Below are 21,325 nucleotides of genomic sequence, written 5' to 3'. Positions count from 1 at the left end.
CGTTCAGGTTCACGTTCATGTTCCTAACTTGGGCAGTCCGACTTCGTAGCTGTACGTTACAGAATCGCCGCCGCTTTCCCATCTCACCTCGATGGTGTAATCGCAACTGTCGCCCGATGCACTGTCAGCCGACGACTTGGTCTTCTGCTTGACTGCATTTCCGGACAAAAGGCCAGGAAGGTGGGATTGCCAGTTGTCGTACCAGTCGGCCGCGATCTCGCTACCCTTCGGACACTCGCTTCCTCCTGCCCCGGCCTTGAGCTGGGCCGCCCAGAGACGCTCGACGGCATCCTGGGCCGCCAGCGAAGCGAGCGTGCGCTGGTATCCGGCCTGCGCCCCCTGAAGGGATTTGAGCTGTAAGCCACCGACGGCCAGCAGGCCGATTCCCAGCACCGCGACCGCAACCAGCACTTCGATCAGGCTGAAGCCCCGGGCGCGGCCGCTGCCCCAACACGGGGGAACAGGCAGCGACTGTCGGTCATGGCGTCTTGTCATCATTTCGTTTGCCGATATAGCCAATCGGGGAAATCCACAGTGTTTTGTCGGCAACCTCTATTTTCTTCTCCGGACACAGGGAGTCGGAATCGCACTGTAACCGGCCCACCTCATTGAACGTAACGTTCCATGTTCGCATCACGCCACTGCCCCGAAAGCTTTCTCTAAGCGGTGGGCCATCCAGACCATCAACCACCAGTGTCCAGCCGCCGCCTTCTCTCGGCGCCAGCGTGACAGAGACGCTCTCGCCCTCCGATATCGCCATGCTTCGTGCCTGCCGCAAGCCGCCGGCAATGTCGTTATAGTCGCTGGCAATGCGGTTATGGGTGAACAGCGACTGCATGCCCGGCACGGCCACTGACGCCAGAATCGCGACGATGGCGAGGGTTGCCAACAGCTCCAGCAGCGTGAATCCGCCCTGTCGTACGTCCCGGTTACCAGCCACAGTTGGCTTGGCTATCCGTGTTGTCTTCCAGCCCGTGCCGGCCAAGCTGGTCCAGCGTGAAAACGCCGCAAGTATCTCCCGCCTGTGAGCCGATGGGCTTCGCCTCCAGCTTGTACTCGCTTTCCCAGCTGTCGTCGGAACTCCCGGTAATCCGGTAATAGCCGCCTGTCTCCGCTCGTTCTGTCAAATCGACGCTGCTGGCGCTCGGGTCCGCAATCGCGCACGAAGCGCCACTGTTACCGGCACTGGAGAAGTAAGCGCCCAGGTCGGCGTAGCAGCGCTCCAGTTGGCTCGCGATGTCCGTCAAGGCGGTTTTGGCATAGGTACGCCGCGAGCTTTGCATGTAACTTGTGTAACTGGGGTAGGCAATACTTGCCAGGATCGCCACGATCAGCATGACGATCATCAGCTCCAGCAAGGTGAAGCCGTCCTCACGCTTTCGCATCACATACCTGCTCGATAGTGTGTTTCAGTCTGTATCAATCTATACAGGAGTGGCTGACGATCGTATATGAAAAAGCCGGACCTTGGTCCGGCTTTTCGTCAAATAGGCGTTGAAGTGTCAGTCGCTGACGATGACCTGCTCCCTGAGCTCTCGCGGCATCGAAAACGTGATGGTCTCGGCGCGCCCGGAGAGTTCTTCCGGCGCCTCGGCGCCCAGCGCCTGGAGCCTGTCGATCACGCCCTTGACCAGCACTTCCGGGGCGCTGGCGCCGGCGGTGACGCCGATGGTCTCGACGCCTTCGAGCCAGCCCGGCTCGATCTGCTCGGCATCGTCGATCAGATAGGCCGGTGTGCCGACCCGCTCGGAGAGTTCGCGCAATCGGTTGGAGTTGGAGCTGTTGACGCTGCCCACGACCAGTACCAGTTGGGAACCTGCAGCCAGTTCGCGCACCGCATCCTGCCGGTTCTGAGTGGCGTAGCAGATGTCGTCCTTGCGCGGCCCCTGAATCTCGGGAAAGTGCTCGCGCAGCGCATCGATCACCTTGGCGGTGTCGTCCATCGAGAGCGTCGTCTGGGTGACGAACGCCAACCGTGAGGGATCGCGTACCGGCAGCCTGGCGACGTCGTCCTCGTCTTCGACGAGATAGATCGACCCGCCGTGGCGGTCGTCGTAACGACCCATGGTGCCCTCGACTTCCGGATGGCCGGCGTGGCCGATCAGGATGCACTCCTCGCCGCGCTTGGCGTAGCGCAGCACTTCCATGTGCACCTTGGTCACCAGCGGGCAGGTCGCATCGAAGATCTTGAGGCCACGACGTTCGGCTTCCACCTGTACGGCGCGGGAAACGCCGTGGGCGGAGAAGATCACGATGACGTCGTCAGGCACCTCGTCGAGTTCTTCGACGAAGATCGCCCCACGCTCCCGCAACGAGTCCACCACGAAACGGTTGTGCACGACTTCATGGCGAACGTAGATGGGCGGCCCGAAGACATCGAGCGCGCGATTGACGATGTCGATGGCACGATCGACGCCGGCGCAGAAGCCGCGGGGATTGGCCAGCTTGATTTGCATAATGACCTCGCTTGATACGCTCGAATGTCGCGGTAAAAACCGGGCCGGAGCTCAGTGAGTCGTGGCTGGCTTCACGTCCAGAATTTCCACCTCGAAGGTCAGGGTACGCCCTGCCAGCGGATGATTGAAGTCGACTTCGACATGGTGCTCGTCGACGCTGGCGATCACGCCCGGCAGTTCGCCGCCGGCAGCATCGGCGAACGACATTACCGTGCCCGGTTCCACGGCTTCCTCGAAGGCATCCCGGGAGAGCCGCTGCACGTTCTGTGGATTGTGCTGGCCAAAGGCGTGTTCGGGCGAGATCTCGAACGCCCCTTCGTCGCCGGCAACCATGCCCTTGAGTGGCGCCTCGAAGCCCGGCGGCAGATTGCCGTCGCCGAGCTGGAACGTGGCCGGCTGCTTGCCGCGGGTCGAATCGACCGCTTCGCCGTCCTCGAGCTTCACCGTGAAATGCAGCGTGACTTCCATGCCGTCGTCGATGCGGTAGTCGTGATCGTCTTGATGGCCGTTCTCGCTCATGAGTCACCCCGGGTCGAAGAAGATTGATCAGTCGAAGAAGATGGGCCCTTGCTGGAATCCCGGGAGGCTTTCGGCCGGCGCGAATCGAACAGCGATTGCAGCACCAGACCGACCGCACCCAGCGTGATGGCAGTATCGGCCAGATTGAACGCCGGGTAGTACCAGCCGCCCCAATGGAACGACAGGTAGTCGACCACGTAGCCGTGGACAAGGCGATCGTAGAGATTGCCGATGGCGCCGCCGATCACCAGCGTCAGCGAGACCGCCGTCAGCGTCTCGCCGCGCTTGAGACGGGAGAGCCACACCGTCAGGCCGATACTGGCGCCGATGGCGATGAGAGCGAACAGCCAGCGCTGCCAGCCTGCGTGCTCGGCCAGGAAACTGAACGCCGCCCCGGTGTTGTGCAGAAGCGTCAGATTGAAGAACGGTAGCACTTCCAGCGGCCGACCGTACTCGAGATTCGCCGACGCCAGCGCCTTGATGCCGAGATCAAGAACGATGACGACCAGCGACAGCCACAGCCAGCGCAGCGGACGCCGCATCGGCGCCCGCTCGACGGGTTGGTGAGAGGCGGAATCAGGCAAAGCGGCGCACCTCGCCCGGACCATCCGGAAGGTTGGCGATGGAGCGGGCCGACAGCGTCGGATGCTCTGGATTCGTGCCCACGTCCGGGCGACGCTCCCAACTGCGCTCGTCCTTCTCGTACGGGCTCATGCGAACCGCGACCTTGAGGCCATCCAGCTCGGTGGCCTTGGCCTCGCCCGCTTCCGCCAGCGGCTCGAGCGTCGCCTCGGAAGTGATCAGCACGAAACGCAGTTCATCCTCGAAACGCGACAGCAGCGCATGCAGCGCGTCGTCGACGTAGAGCGTCACTTCGCTGTCGAGGGCGCCCTTGATGATGCCGGCGTTGCGGGCATCCTCGAGCTGCTTGTTGACCGCCTGCTTGACGGCGATCACCTGCTCCCAGAACGCGCGCCCCATCGTCGCGTCTTCCGGCAGTTGGCTCAGGCCTTCGTAATAGGTCTCCAGATGCACGCTCTCGCCGCGCTCGCCGGGAATGTTCTCGTAGATCTCCTCGGCGGTGAACGACAGGATCGGCGCCACCCAGCGCGCCAGCGCCTCGACGATATGATAGAGCGCGGTCTGGCAGCTGCGCCGCGCCAGCGAGTCGGGCTGGGTGGTGTACTGGCGATCCTTGATGATGTCGAGGTAGAAACCGCCCATGTCCCGCGCGCAGAAGTCGTGCACCTGCTGATAGACATCGCGGAAGCGATAGTCGGCGTAGGCCTTCTGGATGCGCGCCTGCAGTTCGGCGGCACGATCCACGGCCCAGCGGTCCAGCGCCAGCATGTCGTCGAACGCCACGGCATCGCGGCTCGGCTCGAAGCCGGTCAGGTTGCCGAGCAGGAAGCGCGAGGTGTTGCGGATCCGGCGATAGACATCGGCGGTGCGCTTGAGGATCTCGTCGGACACCGCCATCTCGCCGGAGTAGTCGGTGGAAGCGACCCACAGGCGCAGGATGTCCGCGCCGAGCTTGTCCATCACCTGCTGCGGCGCAACCACGTTGCCCAGCGACTTGGACATCTTGCGTCCCTTCTCGTCGACGGTGAAACCGTGGGTCAGCAGCGACTTGTAGGGCGGATGACCGTCGATGGCGCAGCCGGTCAGCAGCGACGAGTGGAACCAGCCGCGGTGCTGGTCGGACCCCTCGAGATAGATATCCGCGCGCGGCCCCTGATCGTGGCCGAGCGGATGCGACCCGCGCAGCACGTGCCAGTGGGTGGTGCCGGAATCGAACCAGACGTCGAGGGTGTCGGTGACCTTCTCGTACTGATCCGCCTCTCCGCCCAGCAGTTCGCTCGGATCCAGCTTGAACCAGGCCTCGATGCCTTCCTGCTCGACGCGCTTGGCAACGGCTTCCATCAGTTCGACGGTGCGCGGATGCAGCTCGCCGCTCGCCTTGTCGAGGAAGAACGGGATCGGCACGCCCCAGTTGCGCTGGCGCGAGATGCACCAGTCGGGGCGGTTGGCGATCATCGAGTGCAGACGCGCCTGGCCCCAGCCGGGGATGAAATCGGTGGCATCGACGCCGGCCAGCGCCTTGTCGCGCAGCGTCTTGCCATCGCTGCCTTCGAGATCCATGCCCACGAACCACTGCGCCGTGGCGCGATAGATCACCGGCGTCTTGTGGCGCCAACAGTGCATGTAGCTGTGGGTGATCTTCTCGTGCGCCATCAGCGCGCCCGCCTCTTCCAGGCTGGCGACGATGTGCGGATTGGCCTTCCAGATCATCTGCCCGCCGAACAGCGGCAGATCATCGGCATAGACACCGTTGCTCTGCACCGGATTGCGGATCTCGTCGAAGCTCATGCCGTACTGGCGGCAGGTATAGAAGTCGTCTTCGCCATAGGCGGGCGACGAATGGACGATCCCGGTGCCGGCACCCAGCTCGACGTAATCGGCCACGTAGATCGGCGAGACGCGATCGTAGCCTGCATCCAGGCTCGCCAGCGGATGGCGGAAGGCGAGGTTCTCGAGGCTCGCACCCGGCGCCGTAGCGATGGTCTCGCCGGTCAGGCCGAAGCGCTCCAGGCTCGACTCGACCAGCTCTTCGGCGAGAACCAGCAGGCGCTCGCCGGTATCGACCAGCGCATAGACGAATTCGGGGTGAACGTTCATCGCCTGGTTGGCCGGGATGGTCCAGGGCGTGGTGGTCCAGATCACGGCCGCCGCCGGCTTGGCCAGCGACTCCAGCCCGAACGCGGCCGCCAGCCCAGCATCGTCGACGCTGGGGAAGGCGACATCAATGGCGTCGGACTGCTTATCCTGGTATTCGACCTCGGCTTCGGCCAATGCCGAGCCGCAATCGAAGCACCAATTGACCGGCTTGAGCCCCTTGAACACGTAACCGCCCTTGACCATCTCGGCCAGCGCGCGGATTTCGCCCGCTTCGTTAGCGAAGTTCATGGTCAGGTACGGGTTGTCCCAGTCACCCTGGACGCCCAGCCGCACGAAACCTTCCTTCTGCACCTCGACCTGGGCGGCAGCGTACTCGCGACACAGCGCACGCGCTTCGTCCGCCGGCAGATGCTTGCCGTGGGTGGTCTCGACCTTGTGCTCGATCGGCAGGCCATGGCAATCCCAGCCCGGGACGTAGGGTGCGTCAAAGCCGGCCAGACTCTTCGACTTGACGATGAAGTCCTTGAGCAGCTTGTTGACCGCGTGCCCGATATGAATGCTGCCGTTGGCGTATGGCGGGCCATCGTGAAGCACGAACCGCTCGCGCCCCCGACGCGCCTCACGCAGCTTGGCGTAGAGGTTCATGTCGTTCCACTGCGCAATTCGGCTCGGCTCCCGAGCCGGCAAATTGCCGCGCATGGGGAAGTCGGTCGAAGGCAGATTCAGCGTGTGCTTATAGTCGCTCATGGCTTTTGGGTCCGCTCAGGGCTGTTTTGAGGTCGCTCAGGGCTGTTTGTCAGATCGCTCAGGGCTGTTCAGTCGTCTCGGAATTCATTCGGTGCCGGCCCCGCATGCGCACCGGCATGCGAACTCTCGGGCAGCGGCGCCGATGCCAGCGGAAACTGCGCCTGGGGCAAGGTGGCGGCGCAGATCTCTTCGGCAGAGTGGTTCACGTCGGCGCGGGCCGCTTCGGCAACATGAGAATCGCGCTGCCCGAAATAGCGGCGGGCGTTGTCGATATCCCGATGAATCTGGGTAACCAGCGCGCCGAAGTCGTCGAATTTGGTTTCACCGCGCAGCCGGGCGCAGGGCACGACGGTCAGGGTCTGGCCGTACAGCTCGACCTCGCGATCCAGCAGGTGTACCTCAAGGATCGGCCGGTCGGCACCCACTGTCGGGCGCCAACCGATGTTGGCGACGCCGGCGACCCACTCACCGCTCGGCAAGCGCGTGGCACAGGCGAACACGCCGCGCAGCGCCATGGGTCGTCGCGTCAATGGAATGTTGGCGGTGGGCACCCCGATGGTGCGCCCCAGCTGGCGATCACGAACGACCCGCCCCTGATAGCCGTAGGGCCGGCCCAGCATGCGTGCGGCTTGGAAGAAGTTGCCGCTGGCCAGCAGCGTCCGCACCCGCGTGCTCGAGACGCGCTCATCGTCGAGGGCGAAGGTCCGCGTATGCTCGACGGCAAAGCCCCGTTCGCGCCCCACCGCCTGCAGCAGCGCGAAATCTCCGGCGCGGTCGCAGCCGAAGCGAAAATCGTCGCCGACGACCAGGTGCCTGACCTGCAGGCCTTCGATCAACACCCGTTCGACGAACTGCTGCGCGGTCAGGCTGCGCAGAGCATCATTGAACGGTAGACACAGGATCCGGTCGGCGCCGTGGGCCTTGAGCAGGGCCACCTTGTCTCGCAGCCGGGTCAGCCGCGGCGGTGCCTGATCGCCAGCGAAATATTCTCTCGGCTGCGGCTCGAAGATCACCACCGTGACCGGCAGCCCTTGGGCCCGGGACAGCGTCTGCAGCTGCTCAAGAATGGCCTGGTGGCCAAGATGCACCCCATCGAAGTTGCCGATGGTCGCCACGCAGCCACGCGCGCCCACACCCTGCGCGGCATCGTTGGCGGTCGGCAAATTGTGCAAGCCTCGGATCAGTTCCATGGGGTCTGTTCCCGTTTCAGCGCGAGCCGCGTTTCTGCATAAAAGGCATCATTATAACCAAAGGGCTTGCCCCGTAACCAAAAGCGGCCTGGGCCTCTCAGCCCTGCAGGCGGAAGTCCTTCAACCGGACGCCGCTGAGTGCCAGCCAACCAAAATAGAGGGCGGCGCCGCCGACCACCAGGGCGGCCAGTACGCCGGCCCGATGCAGCGCACCCCAGGCGACCCAGGTGTGCCAGTCCGGCGAGAACCACCACAAGCCCGCGCCCATTACCAGGCAGCCGCCCACGACCTGCACGGCATAGCGGCCCCAGCCCGGCTGGAAGCGCAGCACGCCCTGCCGACGCAGCCCCAGCCCCAACAACCCCGCGTTGAGAAACGCCGACAGTGCGGTGGCCAGCGCCAGGCCGGCGTGAGCCAGCGGCACGATGAGCGCCAGGTTCATGGCCATGTTGGCGAACATCGCCACGATGCCGATCTTGACCGGCGTCTTGGTGTCCTGGCGTGCGAAATAGCCCGGTGCCAGCACCTTGATCAGCATGAACGCCAATAGCCCCAGTGCATAGGCTCGCAGGCTGCGTGCGGCCATGACCACGTCGTGATCGGTCATCGCCCCGTAGTGGAACAGGCTGACCAGTAGCGGCTCGGCCAGCAGGATCAACGCCAGCGCCGCCGGCAGCCCGATCAGCAGCACCATGCGCAGCGCCCAGTCCAGCATGCGCGCGAAGTGATCCCGGGACTGGTCCGCATGACGCTTGGAGAGTGCCGGCAGGATCACGGTGGCGATCGCGATCCCGAACACGCCCAGCGGCAATTCCACCAGGCGATCGGAATAGTAGAGCCAGGACACGCTACCCGAGACCAGAAACGAGGCCAGCACCGTATCCAGCAGCAGATTGATCTGCGACACGGAGACGCCGAACAGCGCCGGGGTCATCAGGCGCAGAATGCGCCGGACGCCGGGATGCTTGAACCGCACCCTGGGACGCGGCACCAATCCCAGGCGGGCCAGGAACGGCAGCTGGAACAGCAACTGCGCCGCCCCGGCAATCAGGACACCCCAGGCGAGCCCCAGCGCCGGGTCGCTCATCAACGGGGTCAGCCACAGCGCGGCGCCGATCAGGCAGACATTGAGCAGTACCGGCGTGAACGCGGGTATCGCAAACCGCTCCCAGGTGTTGAGCACACTGCCGGCGAAGGCCGTCAGCGAGATCAGCAGCAGATATGGGAAGGTCAGCCGCAGCATCTCCGCCGTCAGCGCCAGCTTGCCAGGGTCGGCCTGGAAGCCCGGCGCGAACAGCCACACGAGCCACGGCGCTGCAGCGATGGCCAGCGCGGTGATCAAAGCCAGTACGACGCTGAGACTGCCGGAGACCGCATCGAGCAGCTCGCGAACTTCCGCGCGCGTACGCTGCGTGGCGTACTCCGACAGCACCGGCACGAAAGCCTGGTTGAACGCCCCTTCGGCAAACAGCCGGCGCATGAAGTTGGGGATCTTGAACGCCACGAAGAATGCATCGGCACCGCTGCCGGCACCCAGCAACGCGGCGATCACCACGTCCCGCGCCAGGCCGAGCACGCGCGACAGCAGTGTCATCGTGCTGACCACCATGCCGGAACGCAGCAGCCCGCGGCGCGAGACCGGGGTGGCCGTCTCCGCGGCCGCCGCGTCTGCCGGCGTGTCCTCTGGCGCCCTGTCCACAGGGCCGCGCTGTTCGTTCATGATGCGGCGTCACTCGCTCCGGGGGATTCGCACGCTCCGCTACCCATTTGGCGGCCTCGACGCGATGATCTCGATCCGAGGGCCATGGAAGGCAGCCACAAAAAAACCGGCCGAAGCCGGTTTTTCATCAAGCGCGTCCGGCTCAGGCAGCCAGCGCCTTAATTCGCTTGTTCAAGCGACTCTTGATGCGTGCTGCCTTCTTCTTGGACATGGCGTCCTTGTCGGCGATGCGATCGATGACCGGCTGAGCGGCCTTGAATTCGCTGTTCGCCTGCGCCTGATCGCCAGCCTGAATGGCCTTGATCACGCGCTTGATGTAGGTACGAACCATGGAACGCTGACTAGCGTTGAGCTTGCGGCGGTCTTCCGCCTGACGTGCGCGCTTGCGCGCCTGCTTGGTATTCGCCACCGTCGACTCCTTGGAGATGTTGACAGTCAATTCTGTAAGTTAAATCACCCAGGCCAGCCTCGAAACCGCTTCAGGCAACCCTGAATGATTCGGCCGAATGTTCAATGACGCCCGAATTCATCATGCTTCGGGAGCCACTTCGACTGCCATTTTCGCAGTCTTCAACGGGCCATGTCTGAGAGGATGCGGGATTCTATCACAAGGCCCAAGCACGATACCAGCGCCAACTGGCGCGGCCTGCCGCCCTCAGATCACCACCAGATTGTCGCGATGGATCAGCTCCGGCGCTTCCATGTAGCCGAGAATGTCGGCGATGCGCTGACTGGGCTGCCCCAGCAGCCGGGCCGCGTCGACGCTTGAATAGTTGATCAGCCCCTTGGCAACGCGCCCGCCCTGCTCGTCGACGCAGACCACCATGTCGCCGCGCCGAAAGGTGCCTTGCACCTGCTTGACGCCCACCGGCAGCAGACTCGATCCCTGGGAACGCAGGACTTCGACCGCGCCGGCATCCAGCGTCAGCGTGCCACGCACCTGCAGCTGACCGGCGAGCCAGCGCTTGCGTGCCGCCAGCGGTGCATGATCGGGATGCAGCAGCGTTCCCAGCGACTCGCCCTCGAGCAGCCGGGTCAGCACCGCCGGCTGGCGCCCGCTGGCGATCGCGGTGACCGCGCCGGAACGTGCCGCCAGCCGGGCGGCGCGCAGCTTGGTCGCCATGCCGCCGCGACCCAGCACGCCACCTCCGCCGGCAACGGCATCCAGCTCGGGATCGTCGGCCTGGCCTTCGCTGATCAGCCGGGCGTCGGGATCGTGACGCGGGTCGGCATCGAACAGACCTTCCTGATCGGTCAGGATCAGCAGCGCATCGGCCTCGAGCAGGTTGGCGACCAGCGCCCCCAGGGTGTCGTTGTCGCCGAAGCGGATCTCGTCGGTGACCACGGTATCGTTCTCGTTGATCACCGGGACCACATCGAGCTGAACCAGGGTGCGTAGCGCGGAACGCGCGTTCAGGTAGCGCTTGCGATTGGAGAGATCGTCATGGGTCAGCAACACCTGGGCGCTGCGCAAGCCGTGGCGGGCAAAATGCGTTTCGTAACACTGGGAGAGCCCGCTCTGCCCCACGGCGGCGGCCGCCTGAAGCTCGTGCACGGCGGTCGGGCGCGTATGCCAGCCCAGGCGCACCATGCCCTCGGCAATAGAGCCGGACGACACCAGCACGACTTCCACACCCCGGCGGTGCAGCTCGGCCATCTGATCGACCCAGCCGCCGATCGCCGCCGCGTCGAGGCCACGGCCATCGTTGGTCAGCAGGGCGCTGCCGATCTTGACCACGACACGCTTCGCGCCCTCGAGTACGCCGCGCCCTGCTCGCTCTTCCGTCGCCATCTCATTCTCCGCCCGACTGCCCGCCTGTCATGACCCGAATCACGGTTACCCTCAACGAACGTATTCCACCTCGACGTCGTGATCGTCGTCGTCATCGTCGAACTCCTCGACGGCTTCACCACGCTTGACGCGCAGGCGGGTCTGGTGCGCCTCCACCCGTGCCACCGACTCGGCCTCCATGCGCCGACGCATCTCGCGCTCGCGCTCGGCGGCCTCCTCGTCGTCGTTCTCCAGCTGGCGCTGCTCGGTCAGCCAGCGATGCGCGGCCTGCACCAGTTCCCCGGTGCCGTCGCTGGAGATCGCCGAAATCCGGAACACCGGACCCTGCCAGCCGAGCCGGGAGACGATGTCCGCCACGCGCGCCTCGCGATCTTCCGCCGGCAGCAGGTCGAGCTTGTTGATCACCAGCCAGCGCGGCAACTCCGCCAGCGTCTGCGAGAACTGCTCCAGTTCCCGGGCGATCGCCTCGACCGCCGCGACGGGATCGGACTCGTCGAACGGCGCCGCATCGACCACGTGCAGCAGCAGCCGCGTGCGCGTCAGGTGTTTGAGAAAGCGCAGTCCCAGTCCGGCGCCATCGGAGGCCCCTTCGATCAGCCCGGGCACGTCTGCCATCACGAAGTGCTCGTGAGTACCGAGCTTGACCACGCCCAGGTTGGGCACCAGCGTGGTGAACGGATAGTTGGCCACTTTCGGCTTGGCGGCGGAGACCGCCCGGATCAGCGTCGACTTGCCGGCATTGGGCAGCCCCAGCAAGCCGACATCGGCCATCACCTTCATTTCCAGGCGCAGCTTGCGCCGTTCGCCTTCGGTGCCCGGCGTGGTTCGCCGCGGCGCGCGGTTGGTCGAGGACTTGAAGTGGATATTGCCGAGCCCCCGGCGCCCACCCTGTGCCACCAGCACCACCTGGCCTTCCGCCGTGACATCGGCGATCACCTCGAGGGTATCCTCGTCGATCACCGTCGTGCCCACCGGCACCTTGACGTGCAGGTCGTCGCCAGCCTTGCCGCTCATCTGGCGCCCCTGCCCCTGCTGACCGCTCTGCGCCTTGTAGAAGCGCTGGAACTTGAAGTCGATCAGCGTGTTCAGCGACTCGTCGCCGATCAGATAGACATTGCCGCCGTGGCCGCCATCGCCACCGTCAGGGCCACCCTTGGGCACGAACTTTTCACGCCGGAAGCTGAGACAGCCATTGCCGCCTCTGCCGGCTTCGACGGTGATCGAGGTTTCATCGACGAACTGCATGTCACTCTCCCGGCGGCAGGTGCCGCACGCGTGGATGCTGCAAGAATAATACGGCAAAAACAAAAAAGCCCCGCCTGGGCGGGGCTTTTCATACAAGGTTCGTGACGTCTCAGGCGGAGACCACGCTCACGAACTTGCGGTTTCTCGGGCCTTTCTGCTCGAACTTGATGACGCCGTCATTCAGAGCGAACAGCGTGTGGTCCTTGCCGATACCCACACCGGTTCCCGCATGGAACTTGGTGCCGCGCTGGCGAACGATGATGTTGCCGGCCGTAGCCTTCTGTCCACCGTACAGCTTGACACCCAGGCGTTTGGATTCGGAATCGCGACCGTTACGCGTACTACCGGCGGCCTTCTTATGAGCCATGGCGAATACCTCTTTCTGGGGGAATGTTCCGCTTAAGCGGAGATTCCAGTGATCTTGACTTCAGTGAACCACTGACGGTGGCCCTGACGCTTCATGTGATGCTTGCGACGACGGAACTTGATGATCTGCACCTTGTCGCCACGACCGTGCGAGACGATCTCGGCAGACACCTTGGCGCCGCCGACCAGCGGAGCGCCGACCTTGATGTCGTCGCCGTCGGCAACCAGCAGAACCTGGTCGAATTCCAGGGTTTCACCGGTCGGCACTTCCAGCTTCTCGAGCTTCAGTGTCTGACCTTCCTGCACGCGGTACTGCTTACCGCCACTCTTGATAACAGCGTACATAAGATTCTCCAAACACTCATCGGGGTTGGCGCTCTTTCATCGACCTGCGGCGAGTGGTGCCCCTTCCGGCAACCATCTGACAGGGAGCATGATGAGTTGGGCGGCGGATTATAACGGCTCACGCCATGCCAGGCAACCTTCTTGCGCGCCCGGCCCGCGCGCGTTCCGGCCGGCGGGCAACCGCCGAGCGCCGCGTCGGTTGACGCACCTGAGGGGGCCACCTAGCATACCCCCACACGTCGTCTCCCGGCCCGAGAAGCCGAACGACCCCACCCGATTCATTGACAAGCCGACCATGCAATCCAACGCTGCATCCATCCATGCATCGGTGGCTGAGGACTTCGCCGCCGTCAATCGTACGATCCTCGATCAACTGGCGTCGCGAATTCCACTGGTCGAAACCATCGGCCAGTACATCATCGAAAGCGGTGGCAAGCGCCTGCGCCCGCTGCTGGTGCTGCTGGCGGCGCGGTCACTGGGCTACCCCGGAGACGAGAGCGTTCCCGGCGACAAGCACATCACCCTGGCGACGCTGATCGAGTTCATGCACACCTCCACGCTGCTGCATGACGATGTCGTCGATGAATCGAGCCGGCGCCGCGGCAAGGCCACCGCCAACGATACCTGGGGCAACGCCCCTTCGGTACTGGTCGGCGACTTCCTCTACTCGCGCTCGTTCCAGATGATGGTCGAGGTCGGCTCGATGCGGATCATGCAGGTGCTCTCCGGCGCTACCTGCATCATTGCCGAGGGCGAAGTCCAGCAGCTGACCAACATCGGCAACGCCGATATCGAAGAGTCGGACTACTTCGATACCATCCAGGGCAAGACCGCGATGCTGTTCGAAGCAGCCTCCCATAGCGGCGCCATCCTTGCCGGCGCCGATGCCGAGCAGGAACAGGCACTGCAACTCTACGGCCGCTATCTGGGGCTCGCCTTCCAGTTGATCGACGACCTGCTCGATTACCAGGGCGACGCCGAGACCATGGGCAAGAACGTGGGTGACGATCTTGCCGAAGGCAAACCGACGCTGCCGCTGATCCATGCGATGCGCACGGGATCGCCCGAACAGGCCGCGCTGATCCGGCAGGCGATTACCGATGGCGGCCTGGAACGCCTGGACGAGGTGCTCGCCATCGTGCGGGAAACGGGCGCCCTCGAATATACCCAGCAGCGCGCCGAAGAGATGGCGAGCCTGGCCCGTGCACAGCTCGAAACCCTCGCGCCCAGCCCCTATCGCGACAGCATGGAAACGCTGACGCGGGTGGCCGTCGAACGCGACGTCTAAAAGGGTGCAAGATCAGGGTTGCACCGCGCCTTCGGATGAGTATAATTCACCCCCGTCGAGCTAGCCTGAATGGCAACGGCCCGACGATGACATCGGAATATAGCTCAGCTTGGTAGAGCGCTGCCTTCGGGAGGCAGAGGTCGTAGGTTCGAATCCTGCTATTCCGACCACAAAACATCGCAAAAACCGCCACTTAGGGAATTCCTTCGTGGCGGTTTTTCTTTGCGCGCTCATCTAGGTTCCAAATAGGTTCCGTCTTACGGAAACCGTAACCACTCACGAAAGCTCGAAGCCGCATCCCATCAGCTTGTCCGCGCTCAATGTGGGACTCGCTCGACCGGACAGCTAACACAACGTGTTTTTTTGAGTTCTACTTCTCCCAAACGTGACCCAATAAGCATGCTCTGTACAGATCCGCTCGCAACCTAGGATCGATCTTATCCTTTCCATATGTTGAAATTTGACTACCTGTCGTATAAAACAAAGCTACATGTGATTACAAACAGATTGGTGTACATAAATGGCTAAACGAAATTCGCATATTTATAAAGAAATAGCCGCCTGGAATGTTGAGGCCAAGCAAGAAGACATGGGGAGGTACTTTTACAAAAGTCTCGACATAGAGAAACTGCTTGAAGGTGAGAGAAGCTTCGTCATTGGAAGAAAGGGAACAGGAAAGACAGCTATCGCACAATATTTGATAAAACTTTCTGGTCACGACCATTTCGCGCAATCGCTGTCACTAAAAAACTTTCCTTTTAACACTCTTTACGAAAAAAGGGATTCATCCTACACTGCACCGAATCAATATGTAACAATCTGGAAGCATATAATTTACACAAAGTTGCTTTACTTGCTTTGCGATAATGAAAACATCGACAGTACTTTTGTCGACTCAGTGAGAAAAACCATTCCACGAAAGCCTAGAGATTTAATTGGCAGAAACATTGTAAAAACGCTGGGAAGGAATTTCAGCCTAGGTTTTGCCACTTTGAAAGCTTCCATGGGATATACACAGTCATCAGAGCCTAACGAAATCGATTGGGTAGATCGAGTAGATGCGCTTGAGAGTATTATTCTAGACCAGATTGATAATTCTAAATATTTTATAATCTTCGATGAACTAGATGAGGATTACCGACACCAGTCAATCTTAGGTGGAGAAACTCAATATACAGAGCTGCTTATAGGTCTATTTAAAGCAGTGCAAGATGTAAAATCAACATTTAGCTCAGAAAAGCATAATGTAAACCCGATAATATTTCTACGCGATGACATATATAGCATCATACAAAACCATGATAAATCAAAGTGGGACGACCGTGCGGTCAAGTTATCTTGGACCAAGTATACAATACAAGCAATGGTGGCTCACAGAATATCTAAAGCCATTAACCCGAGCGCTCCCGCAGCATCGTTTGGAAAGGCTTGGTACAGAATTGTCGAACAACGGGACATCCGATATGGCTGGAACAGAGAAAAGGAAATTACAAGTTATGACTGGATCACCCAAAAAACTTTTCTACGCCCGCGCGACTACATCAGATACTTGAAAATATGTGCCAAGAAAGCGTACGAAGCTAACGATGACATCATAAGACCCGAGAGTATCACAACTCAGATCAAAAACTATTCAACTGAATTCAGGCAAGAGATAGTAGATGAAGTACACACTCTGATCCCAGACATTGAAAAAATATTTACGATAATATCAAGGGTCGGAAAAACCACTTTCAAACAACCTGATTTCACTGAAAAATATGAGACTGAAAATAAGTCCGATTGGATTAGACCTGAATATTCCGCAGAATACGTTATGCGTCTGTTATTTTTATTTAGCATAGTGGGAAATCATGCTCGGAACAATGTACAAATATTTCGCTATTTAGATCCCGCTTCAGAATTAGATCTAGAGAAGGGAATCATTGTCCACCCAGCATTACAAAAAGCGCTCCAGCTCATATGAAGCACGCTTGCAGCGCATTCACGCGCTTTAGGGAGTGGCTGTGTCGCCCATTCTGAAAAGAAAGCGCAGAGATCCGCATAAAAAATCGCACCCTTATACCTCCCACCGCGCCTAGTACTGGCGCGGCTTCCGCCTTTCTGCAGACATGCCGAATTTTCGACCCATTTAGCGCGCGGGCGGGGCGGGGTGCTGATCGCGCGGCTCGGGTCGCAGCGAGCCAGGGGCAGGCCACAGCCAAACGAAAGCGACCGCCCGAATGGGCGGCCGCTTGCGGTTGGTTCTGCCGGTCAGCGGTTGGAGATGATCAGCTCTCCGCGCGCTTCCGTCGTCTGGCGCCCTACGCTGTATCGCAGCTGCGTCGTCTGGATGTTCAGTCCATCGAATGCGGTTCGCATCTCCGGGATGTCGTTCACGCTGATGACGACCTGCCCTTTCGATCGCTTTGCGAACTCGGCCATGCGGTCGTACTGCTCTAGCCCAAAGTCCCGCCCATAGCCGGCGGTTCCCCAGTACGGCGGATCCAGGTAGAAAAGCGTCTCATCCCGATCGTACCGGCGAAGGCACTCCGCCCAGTCCAGATGCTCGATCAATGTACGCGCTAGTCGGAGATGGGCGGCGCTCAGATCCTCCTCAATCCTCATGAGATTGAGGGGCGGTGGGCTGACCGCCGAAGTGCCAAAGGTCTGCCCCGAAACCTTGCCACCGAATGCCAGCTTCTGCAGGTAGAAGAATCTCGCGGCGCGTTGGATATCGGTCAGGTGCGCGGGATCGATGTCGCGCTGGGTGAGGTACTCCTCGCGGCTGACCAGCGCCCAGCGGAATTGCCGGACGAGCTCCTCAAGGTGGTGTTTGACGATCCGGTAGAGATTGACCAACTCGCCATGGGCATCGTTGATCACCTCGACCGGACTAGGCTCCTTCATGAAGTAGAGCGCGGCGCCGCCACAGAATGGCTCGACGTAGGTGTGGTGGGGTTGGAACAGCGGCAAGATCTGTTTCGCGAGGCGACGCTTGCCGCCCATCCACGGGAGAATCGGTTTCTGGGCCATCCTGATACCTGTCTATTTATACAGCTTTTCGTTAAGATCCGGCTGTCGCTGTGAGGTCCGAGGGAGTGACAGGAATCAGGAAGATTCAGGCGATGCGCCCGGTGGCCGCCGGGCGCTCTATCTTCAGGAGATCGAAGTAGGCGCCTCCTTGGGAGCTGGCGTTTCCAGCGAATACGGCCGGAACCTCACCACCTCTTCCCCTACCCGCTCGTTGATCTCGAGCATGATCTGCTGCAGCGGCTCGAGTTCGTTGGCAACGTAGACGCGAGCGGCCTTCTCAGAATCGCCAAAGCCGCCGGTGTTGTTCGGGATAATGCCCATGAGCTGCGGCGGGATCCGGTGGCCGGCGAGCTGGTCGTCGCGGGTGATGTTCTTGATGTGCCAGAACTCGTCCTTCGCCGCGACCTCCGATACCGGGATGATCTGAACCCCGTCCTTCTTACCGTGGGGCGAGTACATGAACAGGTTCTTGAAGTTGCCGACGCCCTTACTCTCCTTGAGCGCGGTGCGCATGGCGTCGATATCTTTCTTGTCGTGGGCGGGATCAGACACATACATGATGAACCCGGCGTGTGAGCCGTTGAGGTAGTAACGCCGGCGAAACAGCGTCGCGCTCTCGTTGAGCCATGCCGACTGAAGCGAACCCAGGTAGTCGGGCAAGCCATAAACCTCCTGGTCGATATCGGGCTCGAGCAGATGGATCGTTCGCCCCGTGGGTAACTCGGTCTTGTTCACCCAGTCTGGTACCCAAAAATAGCGATCGGTCTGTGCGCCGCGCCGCATGTACTTGGCCGGCCGGCGCTGCAGGTCGAGCAGCCGCCCCAAGCGACTGCGGATCTCTTCGAGGTAGCAGTTACCGAACACGAGATAGTCGAGCGCCAGGCCGCTGAACGTCTGGCGACTCAGCAGTGGGTGCGGGATGAACGTGCGCAAGAGAATGTTCCGCTTCACCTGGAGCGCGCTGCCGTGGTGCGCCGTCGCCCGGTAGCTCTTCGCCAAGACGTCGAACGGCACCGGCGGCTCGTACCACTCGTTCGGCGATAGATAAACGCCCTCATAGAACACATCGCGCAGGCTCGTCACCGGCTCGGCATCGCCGAAGCTGAACGCCTCGACGCCCGCCTGCTCCCCGTCGGTCGCTGCTGGCGACGATGGGGTGAGTGTCGCGGGAACGCGCATGCGAGGCTTGGCGGTCGGGCTCGGGGTCATTCGTACATCTCCATGATGGATTCGCTGGTCTCGCCGGCCGGGCCGTCGATGGGTTCGAAGTGGAGCGCGTGCATCGTCGCCCAGGCCAAGTCGGCATGGCCCGTCTGCGCGTTGCGCCCGGATACGTAGGTGAACTGCCGGCCGCTGGCCGTGAGCTGCTTCTTGATCGCCATGAACGACTGCGCGAGATCGACCCAGCCCGCATCGAACTCGAGCCGGTCTTTGCGGATGATCTGTTGCGCTTGAAGCACCATCGAGGTCTTCAGCTCAGCGGTGTAGTGGTAGCGGGTGACGTTGGGGAACCAGTTTTCGACGTGCTCGGCCACGGCCGCGCCGATGCCGGTGGTGTCGATGCCGATGTGTTCGATCTCGTAGCGGTCTTCGAACGTGCGGATAAACGCCGCCTGGTCTTCGTAGTCCTGACCTTTGAGCCGGTGGCGCTCAAGAATCCGGTGCTTTTCGCCCGCCGAGCGCGCGGGCAGTACCACGACCAACCCGGCGCCGTCGCCATCTTCGTTGCGTCCGGTCGGGTCGTAGCCGATCCAGACGCCACGGTCGCCGACAGGCTTCGGCGCGTAGGGGTGATAATCCTCGTCCCACGCTTCCCAGGCATCGACCATGCAGCCCTGCATGACGCCCAGCGGAAACGCCGACTGGCTGTCGTCGACGAACTCGCACTCGAACAGATTCGCGAACTCGTCAGCGCTGTACTCGAACTGCAGATCCTCGATGTCGAACAGGTTGCACCCGCCGGCCTCGGCGTCGTGAACCGTCACGATCTGCTTCCACTGCCGATCCCCGCACAGTGCCCCATCTTTCAGTGCCGCGTGGCTCACGTCGATATCGACCCGGTCGGCCTTTTTGCGGCGCTTGTTGATCCGCTCGCCAGTCCAGAACGTGTACGCCTCGTGCGCGATCGACGACGGCGTCGAGAAATAGGTCTGCCGCCACTGCTTGTGCGTCGCCATCGCCGACGCGACCTTGCGGAATTGCTCGAACCCCAGAACCCAGAAATACTCGTCGAGATAGACGTCGCCGTGATAGCCCTGGGCGGTCTTCGAATTGGTGCCGAGGAAATGCAGCTCCGCGCCGTTGTCGAGAATGATCGGGTCGCCCCTTAGCTCGACGTCGCATGTCTCTTTGACGAACTGGATGATGTAATTCTTGAAGATGTGGGCCTGTGCCTTGCTGGCCGACAGGAAGATCTTGTTCTTCCCCGTCTTGAACGCATCGACGATGGCCTCGCGGGCGAAATAGAACGTCGCCCCGATCTGGCGGCTCTTGAGGATGTTGCGGATCCGGTGCTTCTCGCCGGCGCGTAGCCACTGGCGCTGGTACTCGAACAGCGATTCCAGGAACGCCATCTCCAGCGCCTCGAACTGCTCCTCCGTCAACCCGTTGCGCTTCGGCTTGCGTTTCTCGCCCGCGTTGCGCGCGGCGAGGTTCGGGTTGAGATCGCCTTCCTTCCCCGTCTCGGCGTACTTGTGCACCCGCGCCAGGCGCTCGATCTGCCGCCCGAGGGCGTCGATCTCCTTGTAATCCCCGTTCCCTTTCCGCTCTTTACCGATGAGCTGAACGAGCCGCGCCTCGAGCGCACCCTCGACGCGCTGCGTAGGGCTCGCCTCTTCCCAGCCATCGCGGTCTTTCCAGCTATGAACGGTGGCCGCTTTCATGTCGAGGAATTCGGCGATGCGCGCGACACGCCAACCCTGCCAGTAGAGATGGCGGGCCGTCAGTCGCGGGGAATCGAGGGTGTCGGGGGCTGTCGTCGTCATGCGTGCCAGCGTACCCGCGAGCCCGGGTTGACCAGCGGCCAACGCGTTGTAGATCGCGAATCTACAACGCGGCCCAGTTGAGCGAATGAGAGTCGGCGCGGAACCTGACCGCACTTTGCACCGACTTCGCCACCGCTCGCTCACCCGCTGAGGAAACCCCATGTCCTGGCACGTTATCGCCACCGAAGGCGCCACGATGGATGGCCGCAAGATTCCCGCCGACTGGCTGGAGAAGATGGCCGCGAATTTCGACCCGAAGACCTACGGGTGCCGAATCAATCTCGAGCACATCAAAGGCATGCTGCCGGATAGCCCGTTCAAGGCTTACGGCGACGTCACCGCGCTGAAAACCGAGAAGAACGACGCCGGCAAGGTCCAGCTTTACGCCGAGATCGATCCGACCGACGAGCTCAAAGCGATGATCAAAGCGCGCCAGAAAGTCTATTCGTCGATGGAAGTGGACCCGGATTTCGCCGATACCGGTGAGCCGTACCTCGTGGGTCTGGCCGTCACCAATACGCCGGCGTCACTGGGTACGGAAATGCTGCAATTCAGCGCCGGCGCCGGGGACAACTCTCCGCTGACGGGTAAAAAGACCCGCCCCGAAAACTTCTTCTCCGCTGCCCTCGAACTCGATCTCGAGGAAAGCATCGAGCCGCCGGCCGACACTGGCCCGTCGCTGTTCGACAGCGTGAAGGCACTGTTCAAGCGCCACGACGCGAAGACCGAAAAAGGCTTCGTCGCGTTCCGGGGCGACCTCGAGCAGACGCTCGCCCTCTTCGTCCAGAAGCACGCCGCACTCGAGAGCGAACTCGCCAACCGCCCGAGCGCCGAGGCGTTCACCGAGCTGAAGGATGCCCACGAAGAGACAAAAGCACGGCTCGATGAGCTGTACACCACGCTCGACCAAACCCCCGACCAGCCCACTCGCCAGTTCGCCCTCGGCGGCAGCGGCGACGCCGAACTGACCGACTGCTAA

General features: G+C 61.8%; 20 protein-coding genes and 1 tRNA gene. 4 read left to right on the top strand and 17 right to left on the bottom strand.

Translation table 11 applies throughout. The features are described from left to right. Positions 1 to 15 precede the first annotated feature (15 nt). The 14 genes from R5R73_RS01495 to rplU all read right to left on the bottom strand — a co-directional run bounded on the left by R5R73_RS01495 (position 16) and on the right by rplU (position 13,059). Complete coding sequence (locus tag R5R73_RS01495) at positions 16 to 495, bottom strand: type IV pilus modification PilV family protein (RefSeq protein ID WP_071230764.1); 480 nt, start codon at positions 493 to 495, stop codon at positions 16 to 18. After that, entirely contained in the window at positions 479 to 940 is a 462-nt protein-coding gene (locus tag R5R73_RS01490; protein ID WP_322528579.1) for a pilus assembly FimT family protein, read from the bottom strand. The genes R5R73_RS01495 and R5R73_RS01490 overlap by 17 nt, the downstream gene beginning before the upstream one ends. Beyond that, on the bottom strand, positions 930 to 1,385 hold the full coding sequence (locus R5R73_RS01485) for a type IV pilin protein (RefSeq protein WP_322528578.1): 456 nt from the start codon (positions 1,383 to 1,385) through the stop codon (positions 930 to 932). The genes R5R73_RS01490 and R5R73_RS01485 overlap by 11 nt, the downstream gene beginning before the upstream one ends. A 117-nt stretch (positions 1,386 to 1,502) precedes the next feature. Then, positions 1,503 to 2,456: a 4-hydroxy-3-methylbut-2-enyl diphosphate reductase gene (gene ispH, locus R5R73_RS01480; protein WP_322528577.1), complete on the bottom strand. Its 954-nt coding sequence runs from the start codon at positions 2,454 to 2,456 to the stop codon at positions 1,503 to 1,505. A 51-nt stretch (positions 2,457 to 2,507) separates the two neighbouring features. Beyond that, on the bottom strand, positions 2,508 to 2,975 hold the full coding sequence (fkpB, locus tag R5R73_RS01475; RefSeq protein ID WP_322528576.1) for an FKBP-type peptidyl-prolyl cis-trans isomerase: 468 nt from the start codon (positions 2,973 to 2,975) through the stop codon (positions 2,508 to 2,510). Next, positions 2,972 to 3,517: a signal peptidase II gene (gene lspA, locus R5R73_RS01470; RefSeq protein WP_416221230.1), complete on the bottom strand. Its 546-nt coding sequence runs from the start codon at positions 3,515 to 3,517 to the stop codon at positions 2,972 to 2,974. The genes fkpB and lspA overlap by 4 nt, the downstream gene beginning before the upstream one ends. A 34-nt stretch (positions 3,518 to 3,551) precedes the next feature. Next, positions 3,552 to 6,401, bottom strand: a complete 2,850-nt coding sequence (ileS, locus tag R5R73_RS01465) for an isoleucine--tRNA ligase (protein ID WP_322528574.1) — start codon at positions 6,399 to 6,401, stop codon at positions 3,552 to 3,554. Between the two features lie 68 nt (positions 6,402 to 6,469). Beyond that, positions 6,470 to 7,591, bottom strand: coding sequence for a bifunctional riboflavin kinase/FAD synthetase (ribF, locus tag R5R73_RS01460; RefSeq protein ID WP_322528573.1), 1,122 nt, complete (start codon positions 7,589 to 7,591; stop codon positions 6,470 to 6,472). Positions 7,592 to 7,688: 97 nt separating this feature from the next. Next, a complete protein-coding gene (gene murJ / locus R5R73_RS01455; protein ID WP_416221208.1) occupies positions 7,689 to 9,311 on the bottom strand; it encodes a murein biosynthesis integral membrane protein MurJ in 1,623 nt (540 codons plus the stop codon). A 142-nt stretch (positions 9,312 to 9,453) separates the two neighbouring features. Then, entirely contained in the window at positions 9,454 to 9,720 is a 267-nt protein-coding gene (gene rpsT, locus R5R73_RS01450) for a 30S ribosomal protein S20 (RefSeq protein WP_071230757.1), read from the bottom strand. 246 nt (positions 9,721 to 9,966) lie between these two features. Beyond that, positions 9,967 to 11,103 (bottom strand): glutamate 5-kinase, encoded by a 1,137-nt coding sequence (gene proB / locus R5R73_RS01445; RefSeq protein ID WP_322528572.1) that lies wholly within the window; start codon positions 11,101 to 11,103, stop codon positions 9,967 to 9,969. A gap of 51 nt (positions 11,104 to 11,154) precedes the next feature. Next, complete coding sequence (obgE, locus tag R5R73_RS01440) at positions 11,155 to 12,348, bottom strand: GTPase ObgE (RefSeq protein WP_071230755.1); 1,194 nt, start codon at positions 12,346 to 12,348, stop codon at positions 11,155 to 11,157. Positions 12,349 to 12,457: 109 nt separating this feature from the next. Then, the gene (gene rpmA, locus R5R73_RS01435) at positions 12,458 to 12,715 is read right to left on the bottom strand and encodes a 50S ribosomal protein L27 (RefSeq protein WP_071230754.1); all 258 of its coding nucleotides are present in this window, start codon (positions 12,713 to 12,715) and stop codon (positions 12,458 to 12,460) included. Positions 12,716 to 12,747: 32 nt separating this feature from the next. Next, positions 12,748 to 13,059: a 50S ribosomal protein L21 gene (gene rplU, locus R5R73_RS01430; RefSeq protein ID WP_071230753.1), complete on the bottom strand. Its 312-nt coding sequence runs from the start codon at positions 13,057 to 13,059 to the stop codon at positions 12,748 to 12,750. A gap of 295 nt (positions 13,060 to 13,354) precedes the next feature. On the opposite strand from rplU, the gene ispB reads away from it, so the two are divergent. The 3 genes from ispB (at position 13,355) to R5R73_RS01415 (ending at position 16,313) form a co-directional block, all read left to right on the top strand. Further along, positions 13,355 to 14,347: an octaprenyl diphosphate synthase gene (gene ispB, locus R5R73_RS01425; RefSeq protein WP_322528571.1), complete on the top strand. Its 993-nt coding sequence runs from the start codon at positions 13,355 to 13,357 to the stop codon at positions 14,345 to 14,347. A gap of 93 nt (positions 14,348 to 14,440) precedes the next feature. Further along, positions 14,441 to 14,517 (top strand) — tRNA-Pro (locus R5R73_RS01420). Between the two features lie 350 nt (positions 14,518 to 14,867). Beyond that, positions 14,868 to 16,313, top strand: a complete 1,446-nt coding sequence (locus R5R73_RS01415) for a P-loop ATPase, Sll1717 family (protein ID WP_322528570.1) — start codon at positions 14,868 to 14,870, stop codon at positions 16,311 to 16,313. 287 nt (positions 16,314 to 16,600) lie between these two features. Here R5R73_RS01415 and R5R73_RS01410 read toward each other — a convergent pair whose 3' ends face one another. The 3 genes from R5R73_RS01410 to R5R73_RS01400 all read right to left on the bottom strand — a co-directional run bounded on the left by R5R73_RS01410 (position 16,601) and on the right by R5R73_RS01400 (position 20,346). Continuing rightward, complete coding sequence (locus R5R73_RS01410) at positions 16,601 to 17,362, bottom strand: DNA adenine methylase (RefSeq protein ID WP_322528569.1); 762 nt, start codon at positions 17,360 to 17,362, stop codon at positions 16,601 to 16,603. Positions 17,363 to 17,485: 123 nt separating this feature from the next. Next, entirely contained in the window at positions 17,486 to 18,571 is a 1,086-nt protein-coding gene (locus R5R73_RS01405; RefSeq protein ID WP_322528568.1) for a phage portal protein, read from the bottom strand. Then, a complete protein-coding gene (locus tag R5R73_RS01400; protein ID WP_322529547.1) occupies positions 18,568 to 20,346 on the bottom strand; it encodes a terminase large subunit domain-containing protein in 1,779 nt (592 codons plus the stop codon). The genes R5R73_RS01405 and R5R73_RS01400 overlap by 4 nt, the downstream gene beginning before the upstream one ends. 196 nt (positions 20,347 to 20,542) lie before the next feature. On the opposite strand from R5R73_RS01400, the gene R5R73_RS01395 reads away from it, so the two are divergent. Continuing rightward, a complete protein-coding gene (locus R5R73_RS01395) occupies positions 20,543 to 21,325 on the top strand; it encodes a GPO family capsid scaffolding protein (protein WP_322528567.1) in 783 nt (260 codons plus the stop codon).

Origin of the sequence: Salinicola sp. LHM (genome assembly GCF_034479735.1) — a bacterium.
Lineage (GTDB): Bacteria > Pseudomonadota > Gammaproteobacteria > Pseudomonadales > Halomonadaceae > Salinicola > Salinicola salarius.
The sequence above is the reverse complement of the archived record's forward strand: the minus strand, read 5'-3'. Positions and strand labels throughout refer to the sequence as shown.

Coding starts and splice junctions, on each gene's coding strand:
- R5R73_RS01495 (WP_071230764.1), bottom strand. CDS start 495: ATGACAAGACGCCATGACCGACAGTCGCTGCCTGTTCCCCCGTGTTGG.
- R5R73_RS01485 (WP_322528578.1), bottom strand. CDS start 1,385: ATGCGAAAGCGTGAGGACGGCTTCACCTTGCTGGAGCTGATGATCGTC.
- ispH (WP_322528577.1), bottom strand. CDS start 2,456: ATGCAAATCAAGCTGGCCAATCCCCGCGGCTTCTGCGCCGGCGTCGAT.
- fkpB (WP_322528576.1), bottom strand. CDS start 2,975: ATGAGCGAGAACGGCCATCAAGACGATCACGACTACCGCATCGACGAC.
- lspA (WP_416221230.1), bottom strand. CDS start 3,517: ATGCGGCGTCCGCTGCGCTGGCTGTGGCTGTCGCTGGTCGTCATCGTT.
- ileS (WP_322528574.1), bottom strand. CDS start 6,401: ATGAGCGACTATAAGCACACGCTGAATCTGCCTTCGACCGACTTCCCC.
- ribF (WP_322528573.1), bottom strand. CDS start 7,591: ATGGAACTGATCCGAGGCTTGCACAATTTGCCGACCGCCAACGATGCC.
- murJ (WP_416221208.1), bottom strand. CDS start 9,311: ATGAACGAACAGCGCGGCCCTGTGGACAGGGCGCCAGAGGACACGCCG.
- proB (WP_322528572.1), bottom strand. CDS start 11,103: ATGGCGACGGAAGAGCGAGCAGGGCGCGGCGTACTCGAGGGCGCGAAG.
- obgE (WP_071230755.1), bottom strand. CDS start 12,348: ATGCAGTTCGTCGATGAAACCTCGATCACCGTCGAAGCCGGCAGAGGC.
- rpmA (WP_071230754.1), bottom strand. CDS start 12,715: ATGGCTCATAAGAAGGCCGCCGGTAGTACGCGTAACGGTCGCGATTCC.
- rplU (WP_071230753.1), bottom strand. CDS start 13,059: ATGTACGCTGTTATCAAGAGTGGCGGTAAGCAGTACCGCGTGCAGGAA.
- ispB (WP_322528571.1), top strand. CDS start 13,355: ATGCAATCCAACGCTGCATCCATCCATGCATCGGTGGCTGAGGACTTC.
- R5R73_RS01415 (WP_322528570.1), top strand. CDS start 14,868: ATGGCTAAACGAAATTCGCATATTTATAAAGAAATAGCCGCCTGGAAT.
- R5R73_RS01410 (WP_322528569.1), bottom strand. CDS start 17,362: ATGGCCCAGAAACCGATTCTCCCGTGGATGGGCGGCAAGCGTCGCCTC.
- R5R73_RS01405 (WP_322528568.1), bottom strand. CDS start 18,571: ATGACCCCGAGCCCGACCGCCAAGCCTCGCATGCGCGTTCCCGCGACA.
- R5R73_RS01400 (WP_322529547.1), bottom strand. CDS start 20,346: ATGACGACGACAGCCCCCGACACCCTCGATTCCCCGCGACTGACGGCC.
- R5R73_RS01395 (WP_322528567.1), top strand. CDS start 20,543: ATGGATGGCCGCAAGATTCCCGCCGACTGGCTGGAGAAGATGGCCGCG.